This window comes from Oscillospiraceae bacterium, from assembly GCA_025758045.1.
GTDB lineage: Bacteria > Bacillota > Clostridia > Oscillospirales > Ruminococcaceae > Gemmiger.
The window spans coordinates 159,842-180,064 of the sequence record CP107208.1 but is presented as its reverse complement, the minus strand read 5'-3'; the positions used below and the strand labels follow the sequence as shown (position 1 = coordinate 180,064).

20 protein-coding genes are annotated in these 20,223 nt (G+C 61.1%); 15 read left to right on the top strand and 5 right to left on the bottom strand.

Features of this window, described 5'->3' with window-relative positions:
- Positions 1-181 precede the first annotated feature (181 nt).
- The 11 genes from OGM81_00970 (at position 182) to OGM81_00920 (ending at position 12,437) form a co-directional block, all read left to right on the top strand.
- Positions 182-415, top strand: a complete 234-nt coding sequence (locus OGM81_00970; GenBank protein UYJ43754.1) for a phosphatase — start codon at positions 182-184, stop codon at positions 413-415.
- 73 nt (positions 416-488) lie between these two features.
- Positions 489-1,721 carry a M23 family metallopeptidase gene (locus tag OGM81_00965; protein UYJ43753.1) on the top strand — a complete coding sequence of 411 codons (1,233 nt, stop codon included), beginning with the start codon at positions 489-491 and terminating at the stop codon, positions 1,719-1,721.
- An 86-nt stretch (positions 1,722-1,807) separates the two neighbouring features.
- A complete protein-coding gene (locus tag OGM81_00960) occupies positions 1,808-3,664 on the top strand; it encodes a M23 family metallopeptidase (protein UYJ43752.1) in 1,857 nt (618 codons plus the stop codon).
- A gap of 157 nt (positions 3,665-3,821) precedes the next feature.
- Positions 3,822-4,619: a dipicolinic acid synthetase gene (locus OGM81_00955; protein ID UYJ43751.1), complete on the top strand. Its 798-nt coding sequence runs from the start codon at positions 3,822-3,824 to the stop codon at positions 4,617-4,619.
- Positions 4,603-5,190 (top strand): dipicolinate synthase subunit B, encoded by a 588-nt coding sequence (locus tag OGM81_00950; protein UYJ43750.1) that lies wholly within the window; start codon positions 4,603-4,605, stop codon positions 5,188-5,190. Before OGM81_00955 ends, OGM81_00950 begins: the two co-directional genes overlap by 17 nt.
- Positions 5,191-5,415: 225 nt before the next feature.
- Positions 5,416-6,681, top strand: a complete 1,266-nt coding sequence (locus tag OGM81_00945; GenBank protein UYJ43749.1) for a UDP-N-acetylglucosamine 1-carboxyvinyltransferase — start codon at positions 5,416-5,418, stop codon at positions 6,679-6,681.
- Between the two features lie 231 nt (positions 6,682-6,912).
- Positions 6,913-8,148 carry a cell division protein FtsZ gene (gene ftsZ, locus OGM81_00940; GenBank protein UYJ43748.1) on the top strand — a complete coding sequence of 412 codons (1,236 nt, stop codon included), beginning with the start codon at positions 6,913-6,915 and terminating at the stop codon, positions 8,146-8,148.
- 43 nt (positions 8,149-8,191) lie between these two features.
- The gene (locus tag OGM81_00935; protein UYJ43747.1) at positions 8,192-9,220 is read left to right on the top strand and encodes a hypothetical protein; all 1,029 of its coding nucleotides are present in this window, start codon (positions 8,192-8,194) and stop codon (positions 9,218-9,220) included.
- Positions 9,221-9,396: 176 nt separating this feature from the next.
- On the top strand, positions 9,397-9,951 hold the full coding sequence (locus OGM81_00930) for a sigma-70 family RNA polymerase sigma factor (GenBank protein ID UYJ43746.1): 555 nt from the start codon (positions 9,397-9,399) through the stop codon (positions 9,949-9,951).
- Positions 9,944-11,113, top strand: a complete 1,170-nt coding sequence (locus OGM81_00925) for a DUF4179 domain-containing protein (protein UYJ43745.1) — start codon at positions 9,944-9,946, stop codon at positions 11,111-11,113. Before OGM81_00930 ends, OGM81_00925 begins: the two co-directional genes overlap by 8 nt.
- 142 nt (positions 11,114-11,255) lie before the next feature.
- Positions 11,256-12,437 carry an iron-containing alcohol dehydrogenase gene (locus tag OGM81_00920; protein ID UYJ43744.1) on the top strand — a complete coding sequence of 394 codons (1,182 nt, stop codon included), beginning with the start codon at positions 11,256-11,258 and terminating at the stop codon, positions 12,435-12,437.
- Positions 12,438-12,689: 252 nt separating this feature from the next.
- Here OGM81_00920 and OGM81_00915 read toward each other — a convergent pair whose 3' ends face one another.
- The 5 genes from OGM81_00915 to OGM81_00895 form a co-directional block, all read right to left on the bottom strand.
- Positions 12,690-13,169, bottom strand: coding sequence for an MGMT family protein (locus OGM81_00915; GenBank protein ID UYJ43743.1), 480 nt, complete (start codon positions 13,167-13,169; stop codon positions 12,690-12,692).
- Between the two features lie 292 nt (positions 13,170-13,461).
- On the bottom strand, positions 13,462-14,064 hold the full coding sequence (locus tag OGM81_00910; GenBank protein ID UYJ43742.1) for a hydrolase: 603 nt from the start codon (positions 14,062-14,064) through the stop codon (positions 13,462-13,464).
- A 7-nt stretch (positions 14,065-14,071) separates the two neighbouring features.
- The gene (locus OGM81_00905; GenBank protein UYJ43741.1) at positions 14,072-14,293 is read right to left on the bottom strand and encodes a YdbC family protein; all 222 of its coding nucleotides are present in this window, start codon (positions 14,291-14,293) and stop codon (positions 14,072-14,074) included.
- A gap of 80 nt (positions 14,294-14,373) precedes the next feature.
- Positions 14,374-15,324, bottom strand: coding sequence for a class B sortase (locus tag OGM81_00900; GenBank protein ID UYJ43740.1), 951 nt, complete (start codon positions 15,322-15,324; stop codon positions 14,374-14,376).
- A 281-nt stretch (positions 15,325-15,605) separates the two neighbouring features.
- Positions 15,606-15,935, bottom strand: coding sequence for a hypothetical protein (locus OGM81_00895; GenBank protein UYJ43739.1), 330 nt, complete (start codon positions 15,933-15,935; stop codon positions 15,606-15,608).
- Between the two features lie 318 nt (positions 15,936-16,253).
- On the opposite strand from OGM81_00895, the gene rfbA reads away from it, so the two are divergent.
- Genes rfbA through OGM81_00875 form a run of 4 tightly spaced genes read left to right on the top strand, consistent with a single transcriptional unit; the run spans position 16,254 to position 20,106 of the window.
- On the top strand, positions 16,254-17,138 hold the full coding sequence (gene rfbA, locus OGM81_00890) for a glucose-1-phosphate thymidylyltransferase RfbA (GenBank protein UYJ43738.1): 885 nt from the start codon (positions 16,254-16,256) through the stop codon (positions 17,136-17,138).
- Positions 17,139-17,159: 21 nt separating this feature from the next.
- Positions 17,160-18,065: a dTDP-4-dehydrorhamnose reductase gene (gene rfbD, locus OGM81_00885; protein UYJ43737.1), complete on the top strand. Its 906-nt coding sequence runs from the start codon at positions 17,160-17,162 to the stop codon at positions 18,063-18,065.
- 3 nt (positions 18,066-18,068) lie between these two features.
- Positions 18,069-19,133, top strand: a complete 1,065-nt coding sequence (rfbB, locus tag OGM81_00880; protein ID UYJ43736.1) for a dTDP-glucose 4,6-dehydratase — start codon at positions 18,069-18,071, stop codon at positions 19,131-19,133.
- Between the two features lie 46 nt (positions 19,134-19,179).
- Positions 19,180-20,106, top strand: coding sequence for a hypothetical protein (locus OGM81_00875; protein UYJ43735.1), 927 nt, complete (start codon positions 19,180-19,182; stop codon positions 20,104-20,106).
- Positions 20,107-20,223: the final 117 nt, after the last annotated feature.

Here is a 20,223-nt window from a genome sequence, read left to right as displayed (position 1 = left end):
CTTTAAATCGTTAAAGCAGGCATGGCACAACCAAGGAACTTTCAAATTTTACAATTCTTGTGTTGTATTCCGGCCCCGGGTCGGGTATAATAGGGGCATAGCGGTATCTGCCTCGCAGACCGCCCGAAAGAAAAAATTACGAATCTACGGTATTCTTACCGCCAGGAAGGGAGTTTTCCCCATGATGAAGAAATCCACGTTCGGTGCTGTGCTGGCCTTTTTCTTTGCTGCTGCCGGTGCCCTGACCGCCGCCGCCCTCTACCTCTATCACCGCGAGAAGGAGCTGGACGAGTACGAGCGCCTGCTGTTCAGCGATGACGGTGACGATTACGACGATGATGACGATTTCCAGGACGACACCGTCTACGAAAAGATCCCCGCCCAGCCCGCAGCCGACGCCGCTGACGCCGAGTAAAAACTGAGTCTCTCAGCCGGGCGCCGCCTTGTGCGTCCGGCTTTTCCATCGCTACTGCCTATAGGAGAAAACTATGCGCAAACTGCTGCTCTGGCTTGCTATGGTCATTGCCATGGTCGCGCTGATCTTAGGCGGCACCGCCGCGTTTCTCTACAGCCGCACCGGCGAAAAAGACCTCCCGCAGGAGGCTGTCACCTTCGGGGACACCGCCCTCACCCCCAACGGGTGGGATTGGACCATCCCCGTGCTGGGCGACAAAGTAAGCAAGCACTACCAGAGCCCCACCAACCTGACCGTGCAAAAGCTGGGCGCCTTTACCGATACCGCGCCCCAGCTGGTGCTGCCGGATTGGGTCACCCGCGCCGAAGTGACCATCACCGCGCCCGACGGCACGGCCTGGACCGGCGATGCCTCCACCTGCAACACCTATACCTACGCCGCCAACGGCGACTACCAAATTATTGTAAAAGCCTACCACCAGGAGAACGAGCCCCCCGCCGACGCCCAGGGCTGGTACGCCTACCGCGCCGGGTACACCATGTCGATGGCCCCCACCGTGACCCTGAGCAGCGACCGCGCCGCCCAGGGCAGCGTGGTGGCGCTGTATCTCACCGGTATTCTGGATGGTGAGCCGAGCCTGGAGACCGACCTGGGCACCGTCTGGTTCCGCCGCACCGCCGGCGGCTACATGGGGTATATCCCTATCACCTATAACGCCGAGGGCGGCGACCATACCCTGCAGCTGACCTGCGGCAGCCTGACCCGCGACTTGACCCTGACCGTGACCAACACCCAGCACAAGACGGTGGAACTGCCCGCCGAGGAAGACGTGGGCGGGGCCGAGGAGTACCGCAACGCCATCTGGCCGCTGTACACCAACAGCACCGGCCAAAAGCTGTGGAACGGGCTGTTCGTGGCCCCCAGCAGCAGCGCCATTGCCGTGCACTACGGCGACATCCAGATGCGGGACGGCCAGCGCAGCGGCCAATCCACCGGGCTGACCTACTCCGCCCCCGACAACGAGACCATCACCGCACCCCAGAGCGGCACCGTCGTGCTGGCGGATACCCTGACCCTGACCGGCGGCACGGTGGTCATCGACCACGGCTGCGGCGTGAAAAGCTATCTGTTCGGGTTAAAGACCGTCACCGCCCAGCGCGGCCAGACGATCGAAGCCGGCTCCCCCGTAGGCATGGCGGGCACCGACCACGACCTGATCTTTGAGTTGCGCATCGGCAGCAAATCGGTAGACCCGGAGCCCGCCATGGCGGGCCGCAGTGGTCTGCAATACCGCGAGTCTGAATAAATTTTTCATTGGGTACAGCCCGGCCCCGGCTACCGCCTGTTTTTCCACGATGGGGCAACACCAAGAGGATTTTGGGAAGAGTACAGATGAGCAAGAAAAACGACAACATCCCGGCCCAGGCCGCACCAGATACTGCCCCCCAGGCAGCCCCGCAGCCCGAAGCCGCGCCCCCTGCGGAGACCGCGCCGGCGGAAGAAGCCGTCGCTACGGCCGCTGCCGAGGATGCCCCCGCCGAACCGGCAGGGGAGAGCGAAGCGGAACCTGTTGAAGAAGCGGCAGATGCCGCCCCCGAAGCGCCGGAAGCACCCGAGGAAGCCCCCGCCGAAGAAGGCAAACCCGAAGCAGAGCCGGAAACGCCTGCTGAGGACAGCGCCCCCGCAGAGGAGGATGCCCCCGCAGAGGCCCCCACGGAGGAGGCCGCAGCTGACGAAGACGCTGCCTTGGATGCCGCTGAGGCCGACGAGGAGACCGTGGAGCTGCCGTCCATCGATGAAAAGCGCCTGCTGGACATGACCCGCACGGTGCAGCTCTCGGTGGAGCAGATCACCGCCAACATGGATATTCCCGCCGGGGAGGATACCGACACCTCGTCCGAAGACGATGCGGCGGAGGATGACACCCCCGCCACCGTGGGGGATGTTGTGCGCAGCGGCGTGACCGGCATGGCCAGGTGGCTGCTGCTGGTGGTGGTGTTTGTGCTGGTGGTGGCCGGCATCGGCGTGGCCTACCTGTACCGCAGCGCCACCCCCGATATGCTGCCTTCCATCAGCGTGACCTTCGCCGGGCAGACACTGGAGCCTTCGGCCTACAAGTGGCATGTGCCGGTCATCGGCAACTGGTTCAAGCGTACCTACGCCGAAACTTATAGTTCCGTCCCCGCTGTGCTGGAGGATCCCATCTCCACGCTGTCGCCGGATATTACGATCAGCTCCACCAACTATGCCACCCAGCTGACCGTGACCGACGCCAATAAGGAGACCGTGTTCGAGGGTACGCTGTCGGAGTTCAGCGGCTATTGCTTTGACGAGACCGGCACCTACACCGCCAAGCTGGTGGCCAGCGTTACCGGCTCCCGCGCAGCAGGCGCCGCCGACATCACCGGCTCCGAGACCTGGCTGTTCACCTTCGATATTGCCATCGAGCCGTCCGTTTATTTAAGCGAGAATACCATCGAGCAGGGCGGCGTAGCCGCCATCCGTGTGACCGGCAGTTACGAGAACGACGCCCCCACCCTGACCACCACGCTGAAAAATCAGGGCTTTATCCAGTCCTCCAACGGCTGGGTGTGCTACCTGCCCATCCCCTGGAACGCAGCCTTAGGCACCGAGACCATCGACGTGCAGGTGGGCCGCTACTCCACCACACTGTACCTGAAAGTGACCGACGGCGGATTCAGCTACAAGGATTACTCCTCGCAGTCCCAGCGCGCCACGCCCTACCTCGGGCAAGACGACGCCCCCACCAAGGTCAGCAAGCTGTTCACCGCAGCGCCCACCGGCATCAGCTGGGCGGATGCCGGGTTCGTACAGCCGTTCCTCAACCGCCTCAACACCACGCTGACCTTCGGCGCGACCGAGTATGTGGGCCGCCGCTACAGTGAGCGCAGCACCAACACCGGCGCAGGCGGCCGCACCAGTACGAACGTAATTTTGTCCACCACCCGCGGTGAGCTGGTCATTGCCCCCGCCAGCGGCAAGATCGACCTGGCCGAGGACCTGGGCGGCGACTACGGAACTACGTTGGTCATCGACCACGGCGCGGGCGTGCGCACGATCTTCTACGGGCTGAGCGACATTGACATCAAGGCCGGGCAGCAGGTCAAGCAAGGCCAGACCCTTGCCACCTGCGGCAAGACCACCGTTGTGGAAATGCGCATCGGCACCGTCCCCATCGACCCCATCGCCGTCTGGCGTGGCCAGTGCAACGGGTTGAAGTATTATTAAACCATTCGATTTTTCCCGATCCCTTTTTGAGGGGTCGGGATTTTTTATTTGCACGCGGCGCAAAAGGCTCCTCTGTGAGGGAGCTTTTTTGTATCCGCACCATCCGCCTCAATCCATGCATACTATGGCGAAAGCACACCCAAAGGGGGAACAGCCTATGAAAACCTTTTGCGTGGTGGGGCATGATGCCCGCCAGCGGGCGGCGGCGCAGACTTTGCAGGCCGCGGGGTTCCGCATCATCGGGCCGGAGGCCGCCTGCCAGGCCGATTTTGTCCTGCTGCCCATGTCCCAGGAACGTGTCAGCGATGCCGTCGCCCGCACCCTGCAGGGGGTGCGCCCCGGCACCCTGCTGCTGGCCGGACGCCCCGGTTCACCCATCCAGGCCGCCGCCCGGCAGGCCAGTCTGCCGCTGCTGGACTACTTCCAGCGGCCCGAGCTGGAATGTTTAAACGCCGTGCCCACCGCAGAGGGCTGCCTTGCCCTGCTGCTGCAATTGCGCCGCCGCACCATCTGGGAAAGCGACTTCCTGGTTCTCGGCTACGGACGCATCGGCCGGGCGGTAGCGCGGCGGCTGGACCTGCTGGGCGGGCATACCACCGTTGCCGCCCGCAATGCCGTGCAGCGGGCCAACGCCCGGTGTGCCGGGCACCGCGCTGCCCCGCTGGACCGCCTGCCCGTGCTGCTGGCAAAGCATGATACCGTCATCAACACCATCCCCGCGCCGGTGCTGCCCCGCAAAATGCTGGAAAAGCTGCCCCGCGGGGCGCTGGTCATCGACCTGGCCAGCCTACCCGGCGGCACCGACTTTGACGCCGCCGAAGCCCTGGGCATCCGGGCCGAACACGCCCTGGCCCTGCCCGGCAAGTGCGCCCCCGATACCGCCGGGGCGCTCATCGCCCAAACCGTACTGACCATCCTGCAAGAAAGAGGTGATCTGCATGATGAACCGGCCTGACGGCCCCCGCACCGTGGCCTTTGCTTTATGCGGCAGTTTTTGCAGCTTTTCGGCTGTGCTGCCCCAGGTGCGCCGCCTGCGGGCGCTGGGCTGGCGGGTGCTGCCCATTTTAAGCTGCAGCGCCGCCGCGCTGGATACCCGCTTTGGCACGGCCGCCGCCCTGCGCGCCCAATTGCAGGAGATGACCGGCGAAACACCGCTGACCACCCTGCAGCAGGTGGAACCACTTGGCCCAAAAGGGATGGCCCAGGCACTTATCATCGCCCCGGCCACGGGCACCACCATGGCCATGCTGGCAGCGGGCCTCAGCGCCACGCCGGTAACCCTGGCCGCCAAAAGCCTGCTGCGGGGCGGACGGCCCGTTGTTCTGGCGCCCTCCACCAACGATGCGCTCTCGGGCAGCGCCCCGGCTATTGCCCAGCTGCTGCAGCGGCGGAACTACTACTTTGTGCCCTTCGGCCAGGACGACAGCTACAAAAAGCCCTGCAGCCTCAAAAGCGATTTCACCCTCATCCCCGATACGCTGGAAAGCGCCCTGCGCGGTGTGCAGTTGCAGCCGATTCTGCTGTAATGCCGGCGCGATTTGTGACATATAAGTATAGGGGCGAGCAGTGTCGCCCGCAGAGCCTTGCGTTGCCGCAGGGTTTACGGGCCGATGCAAGCATCGGCCCCTACAGCAGGCCATGTGGCTGGATTTGTAGGGGTGGATGCTCGCATCCGCCCGCGGGCTTGACACGTTGTTCGCCCCTACATCCTCTACAATTTCCACGCACAGCCAGCGTAAAAGGGGGTACCCATGCAACTTATCACCATCACCGGCGGGCGGACGCTTCACGGCCGCATACGGCCCGCCGCCGCCAAAAACAGCGTACTGCCGCTGCTGGCTGCCACCCTGCTGTGCCGTACCCCCAGCCGCCTGCGGGCCGTGCCGCCCCTGGCCGATGTCGCCACCAGCCTGGCGCTGCTGCAATCCGTGGGTGCCAAGGCCGAACGGCAGGGGAGTGACCTGTTCGTTGCCCCCGGCCAAGACCTGCAAGGGGAGATTCCCGACTACCTCGCCGGGGCCATGCGCAGCTCGGTGTTCTACCTGGCACCGCTGCTCTGCCGGGTGGGCGAGGTGCGCCTGCCGCTGCCCGGTGGCTGCAAGCTGGGCCCCCGTCCCGTCGACATCCACCTGGCCGGGCTGGCGGCCATGGGTGCCCAGGTGGAATTGGAGGGCATCGCCGTGACACTGCGGCGGCGCGGACCGCTCCACGGGGTAGATTTCGCCCTGCGCCTGCCCAGCGTGGGGGCTACCATGACCCTGATGATGGCCGCGACCCAGGCGGGCGGCACAACCATCCTGCGCGGGGCTGCCTGCGAGCCAGAAATATGCGACCTAGCGAACTTTCTGCGTGCCTGCGGGGCGCACATCACCGGGGCCGGTACGCCGGTGGTGGTGATACAGGGCGGCAAGCCTTTGCAGGGCACCGCCTGGACGCCCCTGCCAGACCGCATTGCCGCCGCCACCTACGCCGCCGCCCTGGCCTGCGCCGGGGGAGAGGTGACCGTCACCCACTGCGCCCCCGCCTATTATGCGGCCTTTCTCGACTTTTTGCAGGCGGCGGGCGTGGATGTTGCCCGCCAGGATACCACCGTCACGCTGGCCCGAAGCCCCGCCCGGCCTTTGCGCGGCGGGCAAACGCTTTGCGCCAACGCCTGGCCCGCCTTTGCCACCGATACCGCGCCCCTGGCTGCCGCCGTGCTGCTGACCGCCGACGCCCCCAGCGAGATCTACGACCACCTGTTTGCCCGCCGCTTTGCCTGCGCCGAGGGCTTTGCCGCCCTGGGGGCAGGGTGCCGCACCGCCGGGCGTACACTTTATATGGACGGCCGCGCAGCCCTGCACGGAGCCGCGGTGACTGCCCCCGACCTGCGCGGCGGGGCCGCCCTGCTGCTGGCTGCACTGGGGGCCGAAGGCGTGACCCTCCTGCGGGACCCCGGCCATATTCCCCGCGGTTATGCCGATTTGCCCGGCGATCTGCGCACCCTTGGGGCCGATTGCATCACAGAAAAGACATAATTTTTCTACGTTCCTGCCAAAAACCGGGCATCCCCCCGGCCCGTATTGGTGGATTCTGCGGTGATGAGGGCATTTTTTTGCAAAATTCTGGCGCAGGTATTGAAATTGACAGGAAAATTTGGTATTCTAATAATCAGTTATATGCAAAAAATCCACGGACCAGTGTGCCCATTTACAGGGCCTGCCCTGGGTCCTGTGCCACTTTAAACAAACACTTAGGGGGATACACTCATGGCATTCGTTCTTGACGAAGAAATGCAAAATGTGACCAACATTAAAGTCATCGGCGTGGGCGGTGGCGGCGGCAACGCTGTCAACCGCATGGTCGAGTCCGGCCTCTCCGGTGTCGAGTTCGTCGCAATGAACACCGACCAGCAGGCTCTGCTGAATTCCAAGGCCACCCAGAAGGTCCAGCTGGGCGCAAAGCTCACCAAGGGCCGCGGTGCCGGCGCTGATCCCGAGATCGGTCAGCGCGCTGCCGAGGAGAGCAAGGATGAGATCTCCAACGCCCTGAAGGGCGCCCAGATGGTCTTCATCACCGCCGGTATGGGCGGCGGCACCGGCACCGGCGCTGCCCCTGTCGTGGCCGAGACTGCCCACGATCTGGGCATCCTGACCGTCGGCATCGTCACCAAGCCCTTCGCCTTTGAGGGCAAGCGCAAGATGAGCCTGGCCGAGCAGGGCATTGCCTCCCTGATGATGCACGTTGACTCTCTGATCGTCATCCCCAACGAGCGCCTGAAGCTCATCAGCCAGGAGCGCATCACCCTGATGAACGCTTTTGAGGCTGCCGACAACGTGCTGCGTCAGGGCGTTGAGAGCATCTCCAGCCTGATCAACATTCCTGCCTTCATCAACCTGGACTTCGCAGACGTCCGCTCCATCATGAAGGACGCCGGCTTCGCCCACATGGGTGTCGGCGTCGCCAAGGGCGCCGGCAAGGCCGAGAATGCCGCCAAGGCTGCCATCTCCAGCCCGCTGCTGGAGACCAGCATCGCCGGCGCACGCGGTGTCATCATCAACATCACTTCCAGCCCGGACATCGGCCTGGAGGATGTCGAGACCGCTGCCTCCATGATCACCCAGTCCGCACATCCCGATGCCAACATCATCTGGGGTACTGCGTTCGACGAGCGCCTGAGCGACGAGATGAGCATCACCGTCGTTGCCACCGGCTTCGAGAGCACCCCCGAGGTCGACGAGCCCATCCAGGCCCATGTCGATGCCAAGCGCGGTGTCGCCCCTGCCCCCGCCGTCCAGCCTGTTGAGGCTCCGGCTCAGGCCGAGGTTGCCCAGCCCGCACAGCGCACCGCTGCCCCGCAGCAGGACATCAACCCCGTCATGCCCAACCCCATCTTCACCCAGTCCTTTGACGCCCAGCCCGCCGCCAAGCAGGCCCCGGCCGAGGAAGAGGATGACGGCGATTACTTCGACGATCTGCTCAGCATCCTGAACAAGCGCAGCTGATCGCCCCTGACTTTAAATTTTCCGCGAGAGGATGTAAAACGCCATGCCATCTGATTCCATGAACATACAGGAGCAGGGGTTCCGCTCCCGTATGTTTGGCGGCTTCGATAAAAATGATGTCCTGGCGTACATGAACACGCTCGCCAACGAAGCCCAGCAGCACGAACTGGAATACCAGGAAAAGCTGCGCCAGCTTCAAGCCCAGCTGGATGATCTGCGCAGCCAGCGCAGTGATGCCGAAGCCCGCATCGAGGCCCTGAAAGCCGAGTTAGCCGCCGCCAACCAGCGGGCTGACCTGGCCGAGAGCAAACGCCACGAAAGCGACGAGCAGCTGCAAAAAGCTCAATCCGTCGCTGAAAGCGTGCAGAGCGAGCACCGGGAGATCCAGAAAAATGCCAACATCTGGCAGCTGAAATGCCACGACCTGCAGCAACAGAACGAAACGCTGACACAGCAGTTGGCTGCAGCCCGCCAGTTGAACGCAGCCCCGGCCCCCACGCCCGATGTAGTGCGGGAAGCCAAGCTGGAAGCCCAGAAAATTCTGGCCGATGCCAAGCTGTATGCCGAGAGCGCCGAAAAGGAGCTGAAGCAGCAGGCCGACACCCAGAAGTCCCGCATGGCCGAGAATGCCCGGGGCATTGCCTCCGGCGTAATGCTGGTGCGCGACCGCCTGGCACGGGTGGATCAGCGTTTGAGCGCTGCCACTTTGGACCTCGATAACCTGACTCTGGCCATCTACCAGGCGTTGGATGAGACCGAGGCCGAGTTGAAGGAGCTGGGCGTGGAAATGCGCGATTATGCCCAGGGCACCCCGGAGACGGATATTCCCGTGGAGCCGTTGCCCACGGAAAGTGCGCCCGCCGTACCGGTTGTGCCGCAGCCTGTACCCCAGACTCCCCAGCCTGCGCAGCAGCCTCAGCCCCAGGCCGCACCGCCCAAGCCGGAGAAGTTCCGGGTCAAGGCAACGCCGCACCGTGCGCCCGCCAAGCCGGTACGCCGCCTGCGCAGCGTGAACCGCCCAGTATCCCAGCTATTGCAGGATCAGATCGACCGCATGGGCGATAACCAATAATTTGTACATAAACTCCCCGATGAAGATCGGGGAGTTTTTTGTTGCCTCACGCTCCACTTCTGTAGGGGACGATGCTCGTCATCGGCCCGAAACTTTTCCCCATTTTCCTGTAAGATTTTCTCCGTCCCGCTTGTCTATAAGAGTGAAAGGCGCCAAAACAAAAGGAGTTGAAGCTCATGCAAACAAACACCACGCCCACGCTGTTGCAGGCCATCCGGCAGGACCCGGATACCGGGCTGCGGTGGGCCATGCGGGACTACGCTGCGCTGGTGCGGGGCATTGCCCGCCGCATCCTGCCCGGGCACGACCGGGATATAGAGGAATGTACCGCCGATGTATTTGTGGCGCTGTGGCGCAATGCCGCCCGGCTGGAAGCCACCGGCACACCGGTGCGGGCCTGGCTCATCGTCACAGCACGGAATACCGCCATCAACCGTTACCGCGCCTTACAGCGGCGCGACACTCTGCCGCTGACCGATGAACTGGCCGCCACCATCGCCGACCTGCCCGCCGACCCGGCCGGGGATGCCGCCGACGAGCTGGCCGTGCTGGTGGCAGCGCTGGAGCCGCCCGACCGTGAGATATTTCTGCGCAAATACTACCTGATGCAATCCAGCAGGGAGATCGCCGCCGCGCTGGATCTGCGGGTATCCACCGTAAACACCCGGCTGAGCCGCGGGCGCGACCGCCTGCGCCGCCAATTACAGGAAAGGGGTTATACACATGGCTGATCTGCATACATTTTGGAACGAGCTTGACGCCCTGCCCACCGAGGAAACACCGCTGACCGCCGCCGAAAGCGACCGCCTGGCCGATGCTGTACTGGCAAAAGTACACGTCGAATCCGGCGAAGCACCGCGCAAAAAATCTGTACACCGTGCAAAATCCGCCAAGCGCCGCCGCGTTCCTGTCTGGGGCAGGGCACTGGCCGGAGTCGCCGCCTGCATGGCCGTACTGTGCGGGGTCAATACAGTGAATCCTGCGCTGGCCGAGGGTCTGCCCTTTGTGGGGGATGTGTTCAGTTTCCTCAACCAGCATGACAGCAAAAAACAACTGAAAAGCGACCAGCTTTCCGGCTATGCCCAGCAGGCCGCAGTGCCTGCCGTACCGGAAAGCCAGAGCGAGACAGGGGAGAGCAGCACCGCCAGCCCCTACACCCTGACGCTGAACCAGGTCTACTGCGACGGCCTCTACCTGCGCATCGGCCTGACGCTGACCGCCCCGGACGGGAATGACAGTCTGGCGGGTTACGACTGGCTGGCCCAGAATCCGGGCGGCGAAGGCTGGATCGAGATCTGCCAGGCGCAGGCCGACGGCATCCTGCTAGCGAACGGGCAGGCCCTTTACCCCCAGAACGGTTTTGTGTTTGAAAAAGTGGACGACCACACCTACGCCGCCGCCATGGACTATGACCTGGCGGACTACAACGGCGACACCGCTGCCATCGACTGCCAGCTGACCGTGGCGGGCTTGACCGGCGTGCAGAATGCCTATGATGCCGACGGCAGCTATCTGCGCACCAGGCTGGATGGCCGCTGGAAGCTGAACTTTACCGTCTCGTCCGACGATATGGCCAACCGTATCGGTACGGTTTCCGAACCGGAAGTCAACGGCTATACGCTGTCCAGCGTGATCGCTGCCCCCGGCGAGACCCGTGTAACGGTACAGCTATCGGCAGATGCCCCCGAAGGCGCCACGCTGCAGCTGTTCTCCGCGGATGGCCAAAAGCTGCAATGCGCCAGCAGCCGCCCCAGTGCAGACAACAGCACCGTCAGCTACGACTTTGACGCTGCCCCCGCCGAGGCCGCCGGTCTGACCGTAAAACTGGTGGATAAAAACACCGATCCGCTGGTCGAGCTGGCCCAGTGGGACGTCAGCCTGCCGACGGAATAAGCCCTGCCATGAGGCCCACAAAATTTCCTCTTGCACCCGCCTGCGCTCTGTGCTATGATTAGAAAAAACGGATGTATGCGCTTGAATTTTGTGCAAGATACACGATTTTGGCAGCATCCAAAGTTAGCAGGAGGTTTTTACAATGCTTGGATTTACCTATTATACCCCGACCAAAGTCGCGTTCGGCAAAGGTTCGGTCGAAAAAGTCGGCGAGCTGATGAAGCAGTTTGGCGGCACCCGCGTGCTGATCCACTACGGCGGCCAAAGCGCTGTGCGTTCCGGCGTGCTGGACCGCGTCAAGAAGTCGCTGGATGAGGCGGGCATCTTCCACGTGGAACTGGGCGGCGTTGTGCCTAACCCGCATCTGGCCAAGGTGCGCGAGGGCATTGAGCTGTCCAAGGCCAACGGCGTAGACTTCCTGCTGGCTGTCGGCGGCGGTTCGGTCATCGACTCCTGCAAGGCCATCGCTTACGGCCTGGCTGAGCCGGAGCATGATGTCTGGGAGCTGTACGCGGGCCAGCGCAAGGCCAAAGCCTGCTTCCCGGTTGCATCCGTGCTGACCATCGCCGCCGCTGGCTCTGAGATGAGCAACAGCTGCGTCATCACCAACACCGACACCGAGGAAAAGCGCGCCTACGACGACGACCTGGCCCGCCCGAAGTTTGCCATCATGGACCCCGAACTGACCATGACCCTGCCGGACTACCAGACCGAGGCCGGCTGTGCCGACATCATGATGCACACGATGGAGCGTTATTTTGTCAACAGCGGCACGATGGAACTGACCGACGCGCTGGCCGAAGGCCTGCTGCGCACCGTCATGCACAACGCTGAAGTGCTGCACACCGACCCGCGCAACTACGATGCCCGCGCCGAGGTGATGTGGGCGTCCTCTCTGGCACACAACGGCCTGACCGGCTGCGGCAGCGACGGCGGCGACTGGATGCCCCACCTGCTGGAGCATGAGATGGGCGGCATGTTCAACGTCACCCACGGCGCAGGCCTGGCCGCAGTCTGGCCCAGCTGGGCGCGCTATGTCTACAAGGACTGCCTGCCCCGCTTTGTGAAGTACGCCGTCAACGTCATGGGCGTGACCCCCGGTGCCACCGATGAGGAGACCGCGCTGGCCGGTATCGCCGCGATGGAGGAGTTCTATCATCGCATCGGCATGCCCGTCAACTTCAAGGAGCTGGGCATCGACCCCACCGACGAGCAGATGGCCGAGATGGCCGCCAGCTGCGCCCGCGCCTGCGGCGGTGCCAAGGGCTCCGCCAAGGTGCTGCACCAGAGCGATATGGAAGCTATTTATAAGATGTTGAAGTAATTGATTGTTTTTGTAGAAAAAGCAGGTCCCGTCATATGGCAGGGCCCCCGTAAAACAGTATTTTGACCTGATAACAAGAAACCCAGAACTGTTGGCTGAATCAGCTGTGCAGTTCTGGGTTTTCTATTGTTTATGAGAGCACGAATCGTTCCGTGGCCACAAATTTTCAATTTTTGCCCCGCGGACAGTTTCTTGTTGGGGCGTACCTGCCCCAACCCCTGCCGGGAACGAGTACGGTAAACTGGAAGTTGTCTAATTCAATTCAAACATCGCCTTTTCATAATCTTTTACATAATAACTGATATTTTTGCGCCCCCGCTGAATAATTGTATGCCCTTCTGCTTCTAATTTTTCTTTCTGCGCTTCTATACCTCCAGGATATTTTGCGTTTAACTCTCCATTTGCTTTCAGCGTTCTCCAATAAGGCGTTTCATCCTCAGAGCGCTGATAGCTTGCCCAAGCTGCAATGGATACAAAAATTCCCGCCGTAATAGGCTCTGTAAAATCTGCGCCGTTTTGTTCTGCGAAGTAATCACGAATTTCCCCAACAGTAATTACTTTTCCATAGGGAACACACTTCATAATTCTGTCATAGTCGATTGGCGGTGCAAAGTACATTCTATCCCCACCATATTTTTCTATGCTCTTTTCATCCGTAATCGTCTGAAACTTAGGCATGTCCTTACTGTCATGCAACATAGCGTTGAAATCTTTTTTATCTTCATTTGCCATAATAGCCACCTCCTGCTTTAAGCATAGCCTGTTTTTATAAGCCATGCAATGAGGCTGTTTGAATTTTTTTGCTTTCACAAATTTCGATTTACCGCACTAAACTGAGTATACCATATTCGCTAATGGAAGAACACCTCTATATGGAAGAACCTGGCCGTTTTACTGCGTGCGCATATACACAGCGATTTTCCCGAAACGCACCCTATGCAGCCGTTTTCCCACCCGGCGGAAGAAGCCCACTAAAAAAGGGCGTTGCCACATGGTGGCAACGCCCGCTAGGTGCGATATGAAATCATTTGTTTTTGGGATGCCCGTTTTCCACAGCGCTGGTGCCCTGCTCCATCAGGTAAGTTGCCGTCAGGTCGGCGATGTGGAGCTTTACAGCGAGGGGATAGCTGTTGTAGGCATCGCTCACGGCAAAGCTGCCGCCGCGGACGGCATCATCAAACCCGCCCATATGCCAGCGGATAGCAATAGCCTCGGCGGTTTTCAAGCGCATGAAATGCTCGATGAGATACACGCTCTTTTCGCCGTGGCCGTAGGGCAGCTGGTCAGCCACCTGGTAAAACGGCACTTTCTCCCATTGGCCGGTGGCGTCGTTTTTCACGTTGCGGGTGCTGACTTTGTAAAAATTAGCCTTGCACAGGTCGTGCAGCAGGGCACAGATGGCATAGCTTTCGGCGTTTTCGCCCTCGGTGTAAAAATGCTGCATCATCGCGTCGTAGACGTTCAGGCTGTGCATGACCAGGCCGCACTCGCAGGCACCGTGGTAGCGGGTGGAGGCAGGGGCCGTGAAAAAGTCCGTGGTCTCCAGCCAGCTCAGCAGGCGGTCCGCGCCGGGGCGCGTGATGTTTTTATTGTAGATCTCCACAAACCGGGCGCGGTAGTCTTCCATGCGAACCTCACAGTTCCATATCGTTCAGGATGTCTTTCAGGGTCTTGAGCTCTTCCTCAGTCAGGCTGATGCCCTTGGCCATGCGGCTGCCGTCCGGAGACCAATCGCGGATGTCATACTTCGGCGGGTTGCCGTTCCAGCTGACCATATTCAGCTGGCGCTCCCAGCCGCGGGCGTTGGTAGAAAGCACAGCGATGCGCTCGGTAACTTCATAGGTAAATTCTGCCATAGTTTGTACAGGCTCCTTTTTTGACTAAAATAGTTCATGCACCATCATAGACGATTCTTTTATAAAATGCAAGTGCAAAATCAGTTTTCGCAGCACCGCACTGCCAGCAGGGCAAAGCGGGTCTTAGCGGCGGGCGAGGAGGTACCGCAGGTGGAAAGCACCAGCAATTGCTGGCCATATGCCGGCGTCACGCCGGTATCATAGAGGGACAGCGCTGTGATGGCGTCCACGCGCTGCTGCCACTCCAGCTTGGTATCCGCATCAAAAAAGGTGTAGTAGGGCAGTTCATCCGCGCCCAGGGTCGTATCCAGCGCGGCCACTACCTGCCAGGCTGCCGTCTCGTAGATCGTGTTAAAGGTAAAGGTGGTGTGTGCTTTGTAAAAATCCTCGCTGCGGTAACGGGTCAGTTGGCCGAACATCGAACCGTCCACCATGTTATGGCCGTAGATCAGCCAGTTGGCGGTGGGGGCGTCGGGATCGATGGAGCAGTGCTCGTCCATGAACAGCGTGCCGCCGGTGGCGTAAAGCCGGTCAAAGCCGCGGCGCAGGTAGTACTCATTGTTGCCGGGGGTCTGCACCACGGGCAGGTCGATGTCAGTGCCGTCGATGGTCAGCCATCCGATGAGGTCGGGGTTCTGCTCGTAGAGGTCGCGGTAGGCAGGCAGTACCTCCTGGATGTGGGCAGCCGGGGCTGCCGGAGCCGGGGTGGCGTGAGCGGCATCGTCGGCATCCAGTGTGGCGGCCAGGGCGTCGCGGGTGGCAGCCACCGGCTGCACCGTGATGCTGCTGCCGCGGGCGTTTTCTGCCGTTTCCACCAGCGCAGGGGAGGGAACAGGCTGCACCGGAGCTTCCGGCTGGCCGCCGCGGCCTACAGTCTGGCGCAGAAGCAAAGCAGCAGCCGCCCCCAGCAGCACCGTACCGGCGATGCGCAGGGCGCGGACCTCCCGCCGCTGGCGGGCCCGCATGCCGGTGCGCGCCGCAAAGGGATAATAGGCCGAGTTGCCCCGCAGTTTGCGGTAATGCCGCGGCATAGCTTTGCCTCCTCTCCGTTTAAAATCCATCGTCCTCGGCGGACATACGCCGACGATACCTACGCTTAAGTATAAGGCAATACCGCACAATTCTAAGTGCCGATACGGCGAGCGAGGTGCGGCAGCTGCTAAGCCAAAAGCGCAGATAATACTTTGTGTATTATCGAGCATTTTGGCAACGCAGATGCCGTGCCGCAGCCGCCGAAGCGGTGCTTAAGCCGTAAGGCGGGAATTGTGCGGTGTTGCCATAACAAAAAAACGCCCCGCAGGGCGTTGTCCGCTTATATTTTACGAAGCATTAAAAGTCCGGCCGAACAGATCAGGATCAGCCCGATCACACCTGTCAGATACATCACCGGGAAATCCCCGGTCGCGGGGGTCTGGGCGGGGGCTGCGGTAGCCGTGGGGGCTGTCGCGGCCTGCTCACCGACCACATCCACCTTGGCGGGGTTTTCCTTCACCTGCACCGGCTCACTTTTCTGGGTGCGGGAGGTAGAACTGGTGGGGGTCGCCGTGGCGGCACTGGCCGCGGTGCTGCTGTTCAGCGCGCCGCAGGCAGCAAATAAAACGACAAGCGCCATAAAAAATGCAGCGCATAAAAAGCGTTTCAACGCGAAAACGCCTCCTTAAATTCAAAGTACAAAGGCCGAGGATCGGCTATAAAAATGCGCAGAGATACGCGCCATTAACATTTACGCTTTGTACATTGTACCACACAGCGCCCTTTACGTCAAGCAATCGTCACAAAAAGGTAACAAATTGGCAACAAAATCCAGCCGCCGGGCGCAGTTTCCGGCAAGATTTGCCCCTTGCGCCCGGGGCGTAAATGCGTTATAATAACTCTACTATTGTGCGAGATTATGCCCCAGGGGGATCTGCCCCCGTGGGATGGGCGGCGCGCACGGAATATAAAATAAGGAGTTGTAACGATGAAAGGTATTATCCTTGCCGGCGGCGCCGGCACCCGACTTTACCCGCTGACGATGGTCACCTCCAAGCAGCTGCTGCCCGTTTACGACAAACCGATGATCTACTACCCGTTGTCCACCCTGATGCTGGCCGGCATCCAGGACATCCTGATCATCTCCACCCCCACCGACACCCCGCGTTTTGAGGCCCTGCTGGGGGACGGCAGCCAGTACGGCCTACACCTGCAGTACAAGGTGCAGCCCAGCCCGGACGGCCTGGCACAGGCGTTCATTTTGGGCGAGGAGTTCATCGGCGACGACTGCTGCGCCATGGTTTTGGGCGACAACATCTTCTACGGTGCCGGTTTCTCCAAGCGGCTCAAGGGCGCTGCAGCCAACGCCGCCGCCGGCCGCAGCACCGTGTTCGGCTACTTTGTCAACGACCCCGAGCGTTTCGGCGTTGTCGCCTTTGACAAGGACGGCCATGCCACCTCTATCGAGGAAAAGCCCGCCGAACCCAAGAGCAACTACGCCGTCACCGGCCTGTATTTCTACAACAAGGACGTCGTCAAGATGGCCAAGCAGGTCAAGCCCAGCGCCCGCGGCGAACTGGAGATCACCACCCTGAACCAGATGTACCTGGACGAGGGCAAGCTGGATGTGCAGCTGCTGGGCCGTGGCTACGCCTGGCTGGACACCGGCACGATGGACTCTCTGGTGGAAGCTGCCACCTTTGTGCAGACCGTCGAGCAGCGCCAGGGCATTAAAATCTCGGCTCCCGAGGAGATCGCCTACAAGTACGGCTGGATCACCAAGGAGAAACTGCTGGAAAGCGCCGCCCGTTACGGCAAGAGCCCCTACGGCCAGCACCTGAAGAACGTGGCCGACGACAAGCTGCAGTACTAAGCGCAGAACAGGGGAGTTATCATGAAGATTTTAATTACCGGCTGCCGCGGCCAGCTGGGTACCGAGCTGCAAAAGCAGCTGGCTGCCGAGAGCTGCGTCCTCGGCCCGCTGCCGGAGCGGCTGCGCAAGGCCACCATCATCCCCGTGGATGTGGATGAACTGGACATCACCGACCGTGAAGCGACCATCAACTATATCCGCCGCCACCAGCCTGAGACTGTCATTAACTGCGCGGCTTTCACCAATGTGGACGGCTGCGAGATCTCCCGCGATGCGGCCTACAAGGTCAACGCTCTGGGACCCCGCAACCTGGCCTTGGCCTGTGAGAAGGTCAACGCCCGCCTGATCCATATTTCTACGGACTATGTGTTCCCCGGTGTCGCCAACGGCGGCATCGCCCTGGACGAGTGCGCCGTGCCCGCGCCTATCTCGGCCTACGGCCAGACCAAGCTGCTGGGCGAGCAGTATGTCGAGCGGTTCTGCCGCCGCCATTTCATCGTGCGCACCGCCTGGCTGTACAGCTACTATGGAAAAAACTTTGTCAAGACCATGGTCCGCCTGGGCAAAACCCACGACGAGATCACCGTTGTCAATGACCAGCTGGGCAACCCCACCAACGCGGTGGACCTGGCCTACCACATCCTCAAGCTGGCCGTCAGCCACGATTACGGCATCTACCACTGCACTGGCAACGGCATCTGCAGCTGGTATGATTTTGCTTCCGCCATCATGAAGGAAGCCGGCCTGCCCTGCAAGGTGAACCCCTGCACCAGCGCCGAGTACGCCGCTGCCAACCCCGCCAGCGCCAGCCGCCCCGCCTGGAGCGCCCTGGAGAACCGCATGCTGCGCTGCACCGTCGGCGACGAGATGCGCGACTGGCAGGATGCCTTACACGATTTCTTTGCAAACTGGAACGGAGAATTATAAATTATGAAAACCTATCTTGTTACCGGCTGTGCCGGTTTCATCGGCTCCAACTTTGTGCATTACATGCTGGAGAAGTACGAGGACATCCGCCTCATCAATCTGGACAAACTGACCTACGCCGGCAACCTGGAGAACCTGCAGGACATCGAGGGCGACGCCCGCCACATCTTCGTGCAGGGCGACATCTGCGACAAAGCCCTGGTCACCGACCTGATCGCCAAGTATGACCCCGATTATGTCATCAACTTTGCCGCCGAGAGCCACGTTGACCGCAGCATCAAGAACCCCGAGATCTTCGTCGAGAGCAACGTGCTGGGCACCGTGAACCTGCTGCAGTGCTGCAAGGACGCCTGGTATGACGCCGCCGCCAAGACCTGGAAAGAGGGCAAGAAGTATCTGCAGGTCTCTACCGACGAAGTCTACGGCGCCCTGGGTGCCGAAGGTTACTTCATGGAAACCACCCCGCTGTGCCCCCACAGCCCGTACTCTGCCTCCAAGGCCAGCGCCGACATGTTCGTCAAGGCATTCCACGATACCTATGGCATGCCGATGAACATCACCCGCTGCTCCAACAACTACGGTCCCTATCAGTTCCCCGAGAAGCTGATCCCGCTGCTCATCAACAACGCCAAGCAGCACAAGCAGCTGCCCGTTTACGGCGACGGCATGCAGATCCGCGACTGGCTGTACGTTATGGATCACTGCAAGGCCATCGACATGGTCGCCAACGGCGGCAAGGACGGCGAGGTCTACAATGTGGGCGGCCACAACGAGCGCCCCAACATCTTCATCGTCAAGACGGTCATCGCCCAGCTGCATGACCGTCTGAAGGACAAGGGCATCAGCGAGGAGCTCATCACCCACGTGGCCGACCGTCTGGGCCACGACCGCCGTTACGGCATCGACCCCACCAAAATCAAGGAAGATCTGGGTTGGTACCCCGAGACCCCGTTTGAGAAGGGCATCGTGCTGACCATTGACTGGTACCTGGCACACCCCGACTGGATGGCCCACGTCACCAGCGGCGACTACCAGAAATACTACGAGCAGATGTACAAAAACAAGTAATTGCGCTGTGCATTTCTCATTCTCCCAAAGGAGCACCTAATCCGAAATGGCAAATTACAAAGAAGAACATATCCGCAATAACCGCCGTCTGGCACGGCAGATCGTAGGCGGCGTAGCGCTGCTGCTAGCTGTCATTGGTCTTTTCACCGTGTTTGGCTGGGTGGTCAGCCTGCTGCGCAGCGTGCTGGATGATTCCGACCGCCGCAAAGCCTACGAGGACCGCCTGTTCGGTATGGTCATGCTGGACCCGCTGGCTTTCAGCGATGTATCCAGCGTAGACCCCGGCGTTTTCAAGCAGGCCGCCATCTGGGGCACCGTCTATCAGGTGCAGAACAGCGGCGGCAGCCTGGATCAGTACGAGCGTGACCCCGACACCGGCTCGGCCATCATCCCCAAGCTGGAGATCGACACCTACATTGCCAACCTGCTGGGGCCGGATTACACCGTGGGCGACGGCAGTTTCAGCACCGACGTATTTTCTTATCAGTATGACGAGGAAAAGCAGGGCTACCTGGTGCCCGTCACCAGCTCGGTGGCGCAGTACACGCCGGAAGTAGAGAAGATCTGGAAAGCGGACGGCAAGCAGTATGTGACCGTGGGTTACATTCCCACCGCCACGAACAGTTCCTCCAACGGGGAGCTTTCACTGACCGCGCCCACCACCCCCACCAAGTATATGGATTACGTCTTCACCCAGGGCAGCAACCACGAATGGTACCTGAGCGCCCTGCAGGAGAGTGAGATGAAACCCGAAGCCACTGCCACCCCGGCCCCCACGGCCAATGTACCGCAGGATGCCCAGAGCATGGTGGAAGACCAGCTGGGCAACGCCATGGCCGACACCAGCACCGTGCTGAACGACGATGCCGCTTCGGACACGAGCGCGGAGGAGTACACCTCCGCCGACAGCGAGGATGCCCCGGCCGAGGACGGCGGGGAAGACAGCGCTGACAGCGAATCGGCCGCCGAATAATTTCAAGAGCATGTGCCTTTTGGGGTACATGCTCTTTTGTTTTGGGGGCGATGAAAAATTCTTGGCATTTCCACTCCATCTATGCTATAATCATCTGTATATAGCACGATTGTAGAG

What these genes read in the sequence shown, in the direction of transcription:
- OGM81_00960 (UYJ43752.1), top strand. Translation starts at nt 1,808, where the DNA reads ATGAGCAAGAAAAACGACAACATCCCGGCCCAGGCCGCACCAGATACT.
- OGM81_00930 (UYJ43746.1), top strand. Translation starts at nt 9,397, where the DNA reads ATGCAAACAAACACCACGCCCACGCTGTTGCAGGCCATCCGGCAGGAC.
- OGM81_00910 (UYJ43742.1), bottom strand. Translation starts at nt 14,064, where the DNA reads ATGGAAGACTACCGCGCCCGGTTTGTGGAGATCTACAATAAAAACATC.
- OGM81_00915 (UYJ43743.1), bottom strand. Translation starts at nt 13,169, where the DNA reads ATGGCAAATGAAGATAAAAAAGATTTCAACGCTATGTTGCATGACAGT.
- rfbB (UYJ43736.1), top strand. Translation starts at nt 18,069, where the DNA reads ATGAAAACCTATCTTGTTACCGGCTGTGCCGGTTTCATCGGCTCCAAC.
- rfbA (UYJ43738.1), top strand. Translation starts at nt 16,254, where the DNA reads ATGAAAGGTATTATCCTTGCCGGCGGCGCCGGCACCCGACTTTACCCG.
- OGM81_00935 (UYJ43747.1), top strand. Translation starts at nt 8,192, where the DNA reads ATGCCATCTGATTCCATGAACATACAGGAGCAGGGGTTCCGCTCCCGT.
- OGM81_00965 (UYJ43753.1), top strand. Translation starts at nt 489, where the DNA reads ATGCGCAAACTGCTGCTCTGGCTTGCTATGGTCATTGCCATGGTCGCG.
- OGM81_00970 (UYJ43754.1), top strand. Translation starts at nt 182, where the DNA reads ATGATGAAGAAATCCACGTTCGGTGCTGTGCTGGCCTTTTTCTTTGCT.
- rfbD (UYJ43737.1), top strand. Translation starts at nt 17,160, where the DNA reads ATGAAGATTTTAATTACCGGCTGCCGCGGCCAGCTGGGTACCGAGCTG.
- OGM81_00955 (UYJ43751.1), top strand. Translation starts at nt 3,822, where the DNA reads ATGAAAACCTTTTGCGTGGTGGGGCATGATGCCCGCCAGCGGGCGGCG.
- OGM81_00945 (UYJ43749.1), top strand. Translation starts at nt 5,416, where the DNA reads ATGCAACTTATCACCATCACCGGCGGGCGGACGCTTCACGGCCGCATA.
- OGM81_00875 (UYJ43735.1), top strand. Translation starts at nt 19,180, where the DNA reads ATGGCAAATTACAAAGAAGAACATATCCGCAATAACCGCCGTCTGGCA.
- OGM81_00925 (UYJ43745.1), top strand. Translation starts at nt 9,944, where the DNA reads ATGGCTGATCTGCATACATTTTGGAACGAGCTTGACGCCCTGCCCACC.
- ftsZ (UYJ43748.1), top strand. Translation starts at nt 6,913, where the DNA reads ATGGCATTCGTTCTTGACGAAGAAATGCAAAATGTGACCAACATTAAA.
- OGM81_00950 (UYJ43750.1), top strand. Translation starts at nt 4,603, where the DNA reads ATGATGAACCGGCCTGACGGCCCCCGCACCGTGGCCTTTGCTTTATGC.
- OGM81_00920 (UYJ43744.1), top strand. Translation starts at nt 11,256, where the DNA reads ATGCTTGGATTTACCTATTATACCCCGACCAAAGTCGCGTTCGGCAAA.
- OGM81_00905 (UYJ43741.1), bottom strand. Translation starts at nt 14,293, where the DNA reads ATGGCAGAATTTACCTATGAAGTTACCGAGCGCATCGCTGTGCTTTCT.
- OGM81_00900 (UYJ43740.1), bottom strand. Translation starts at nt 15,324, where the DNA reads ATGCCGCGGCATTACCGCAAACTGCGGGGCAACTCGGCCTATTATCCC.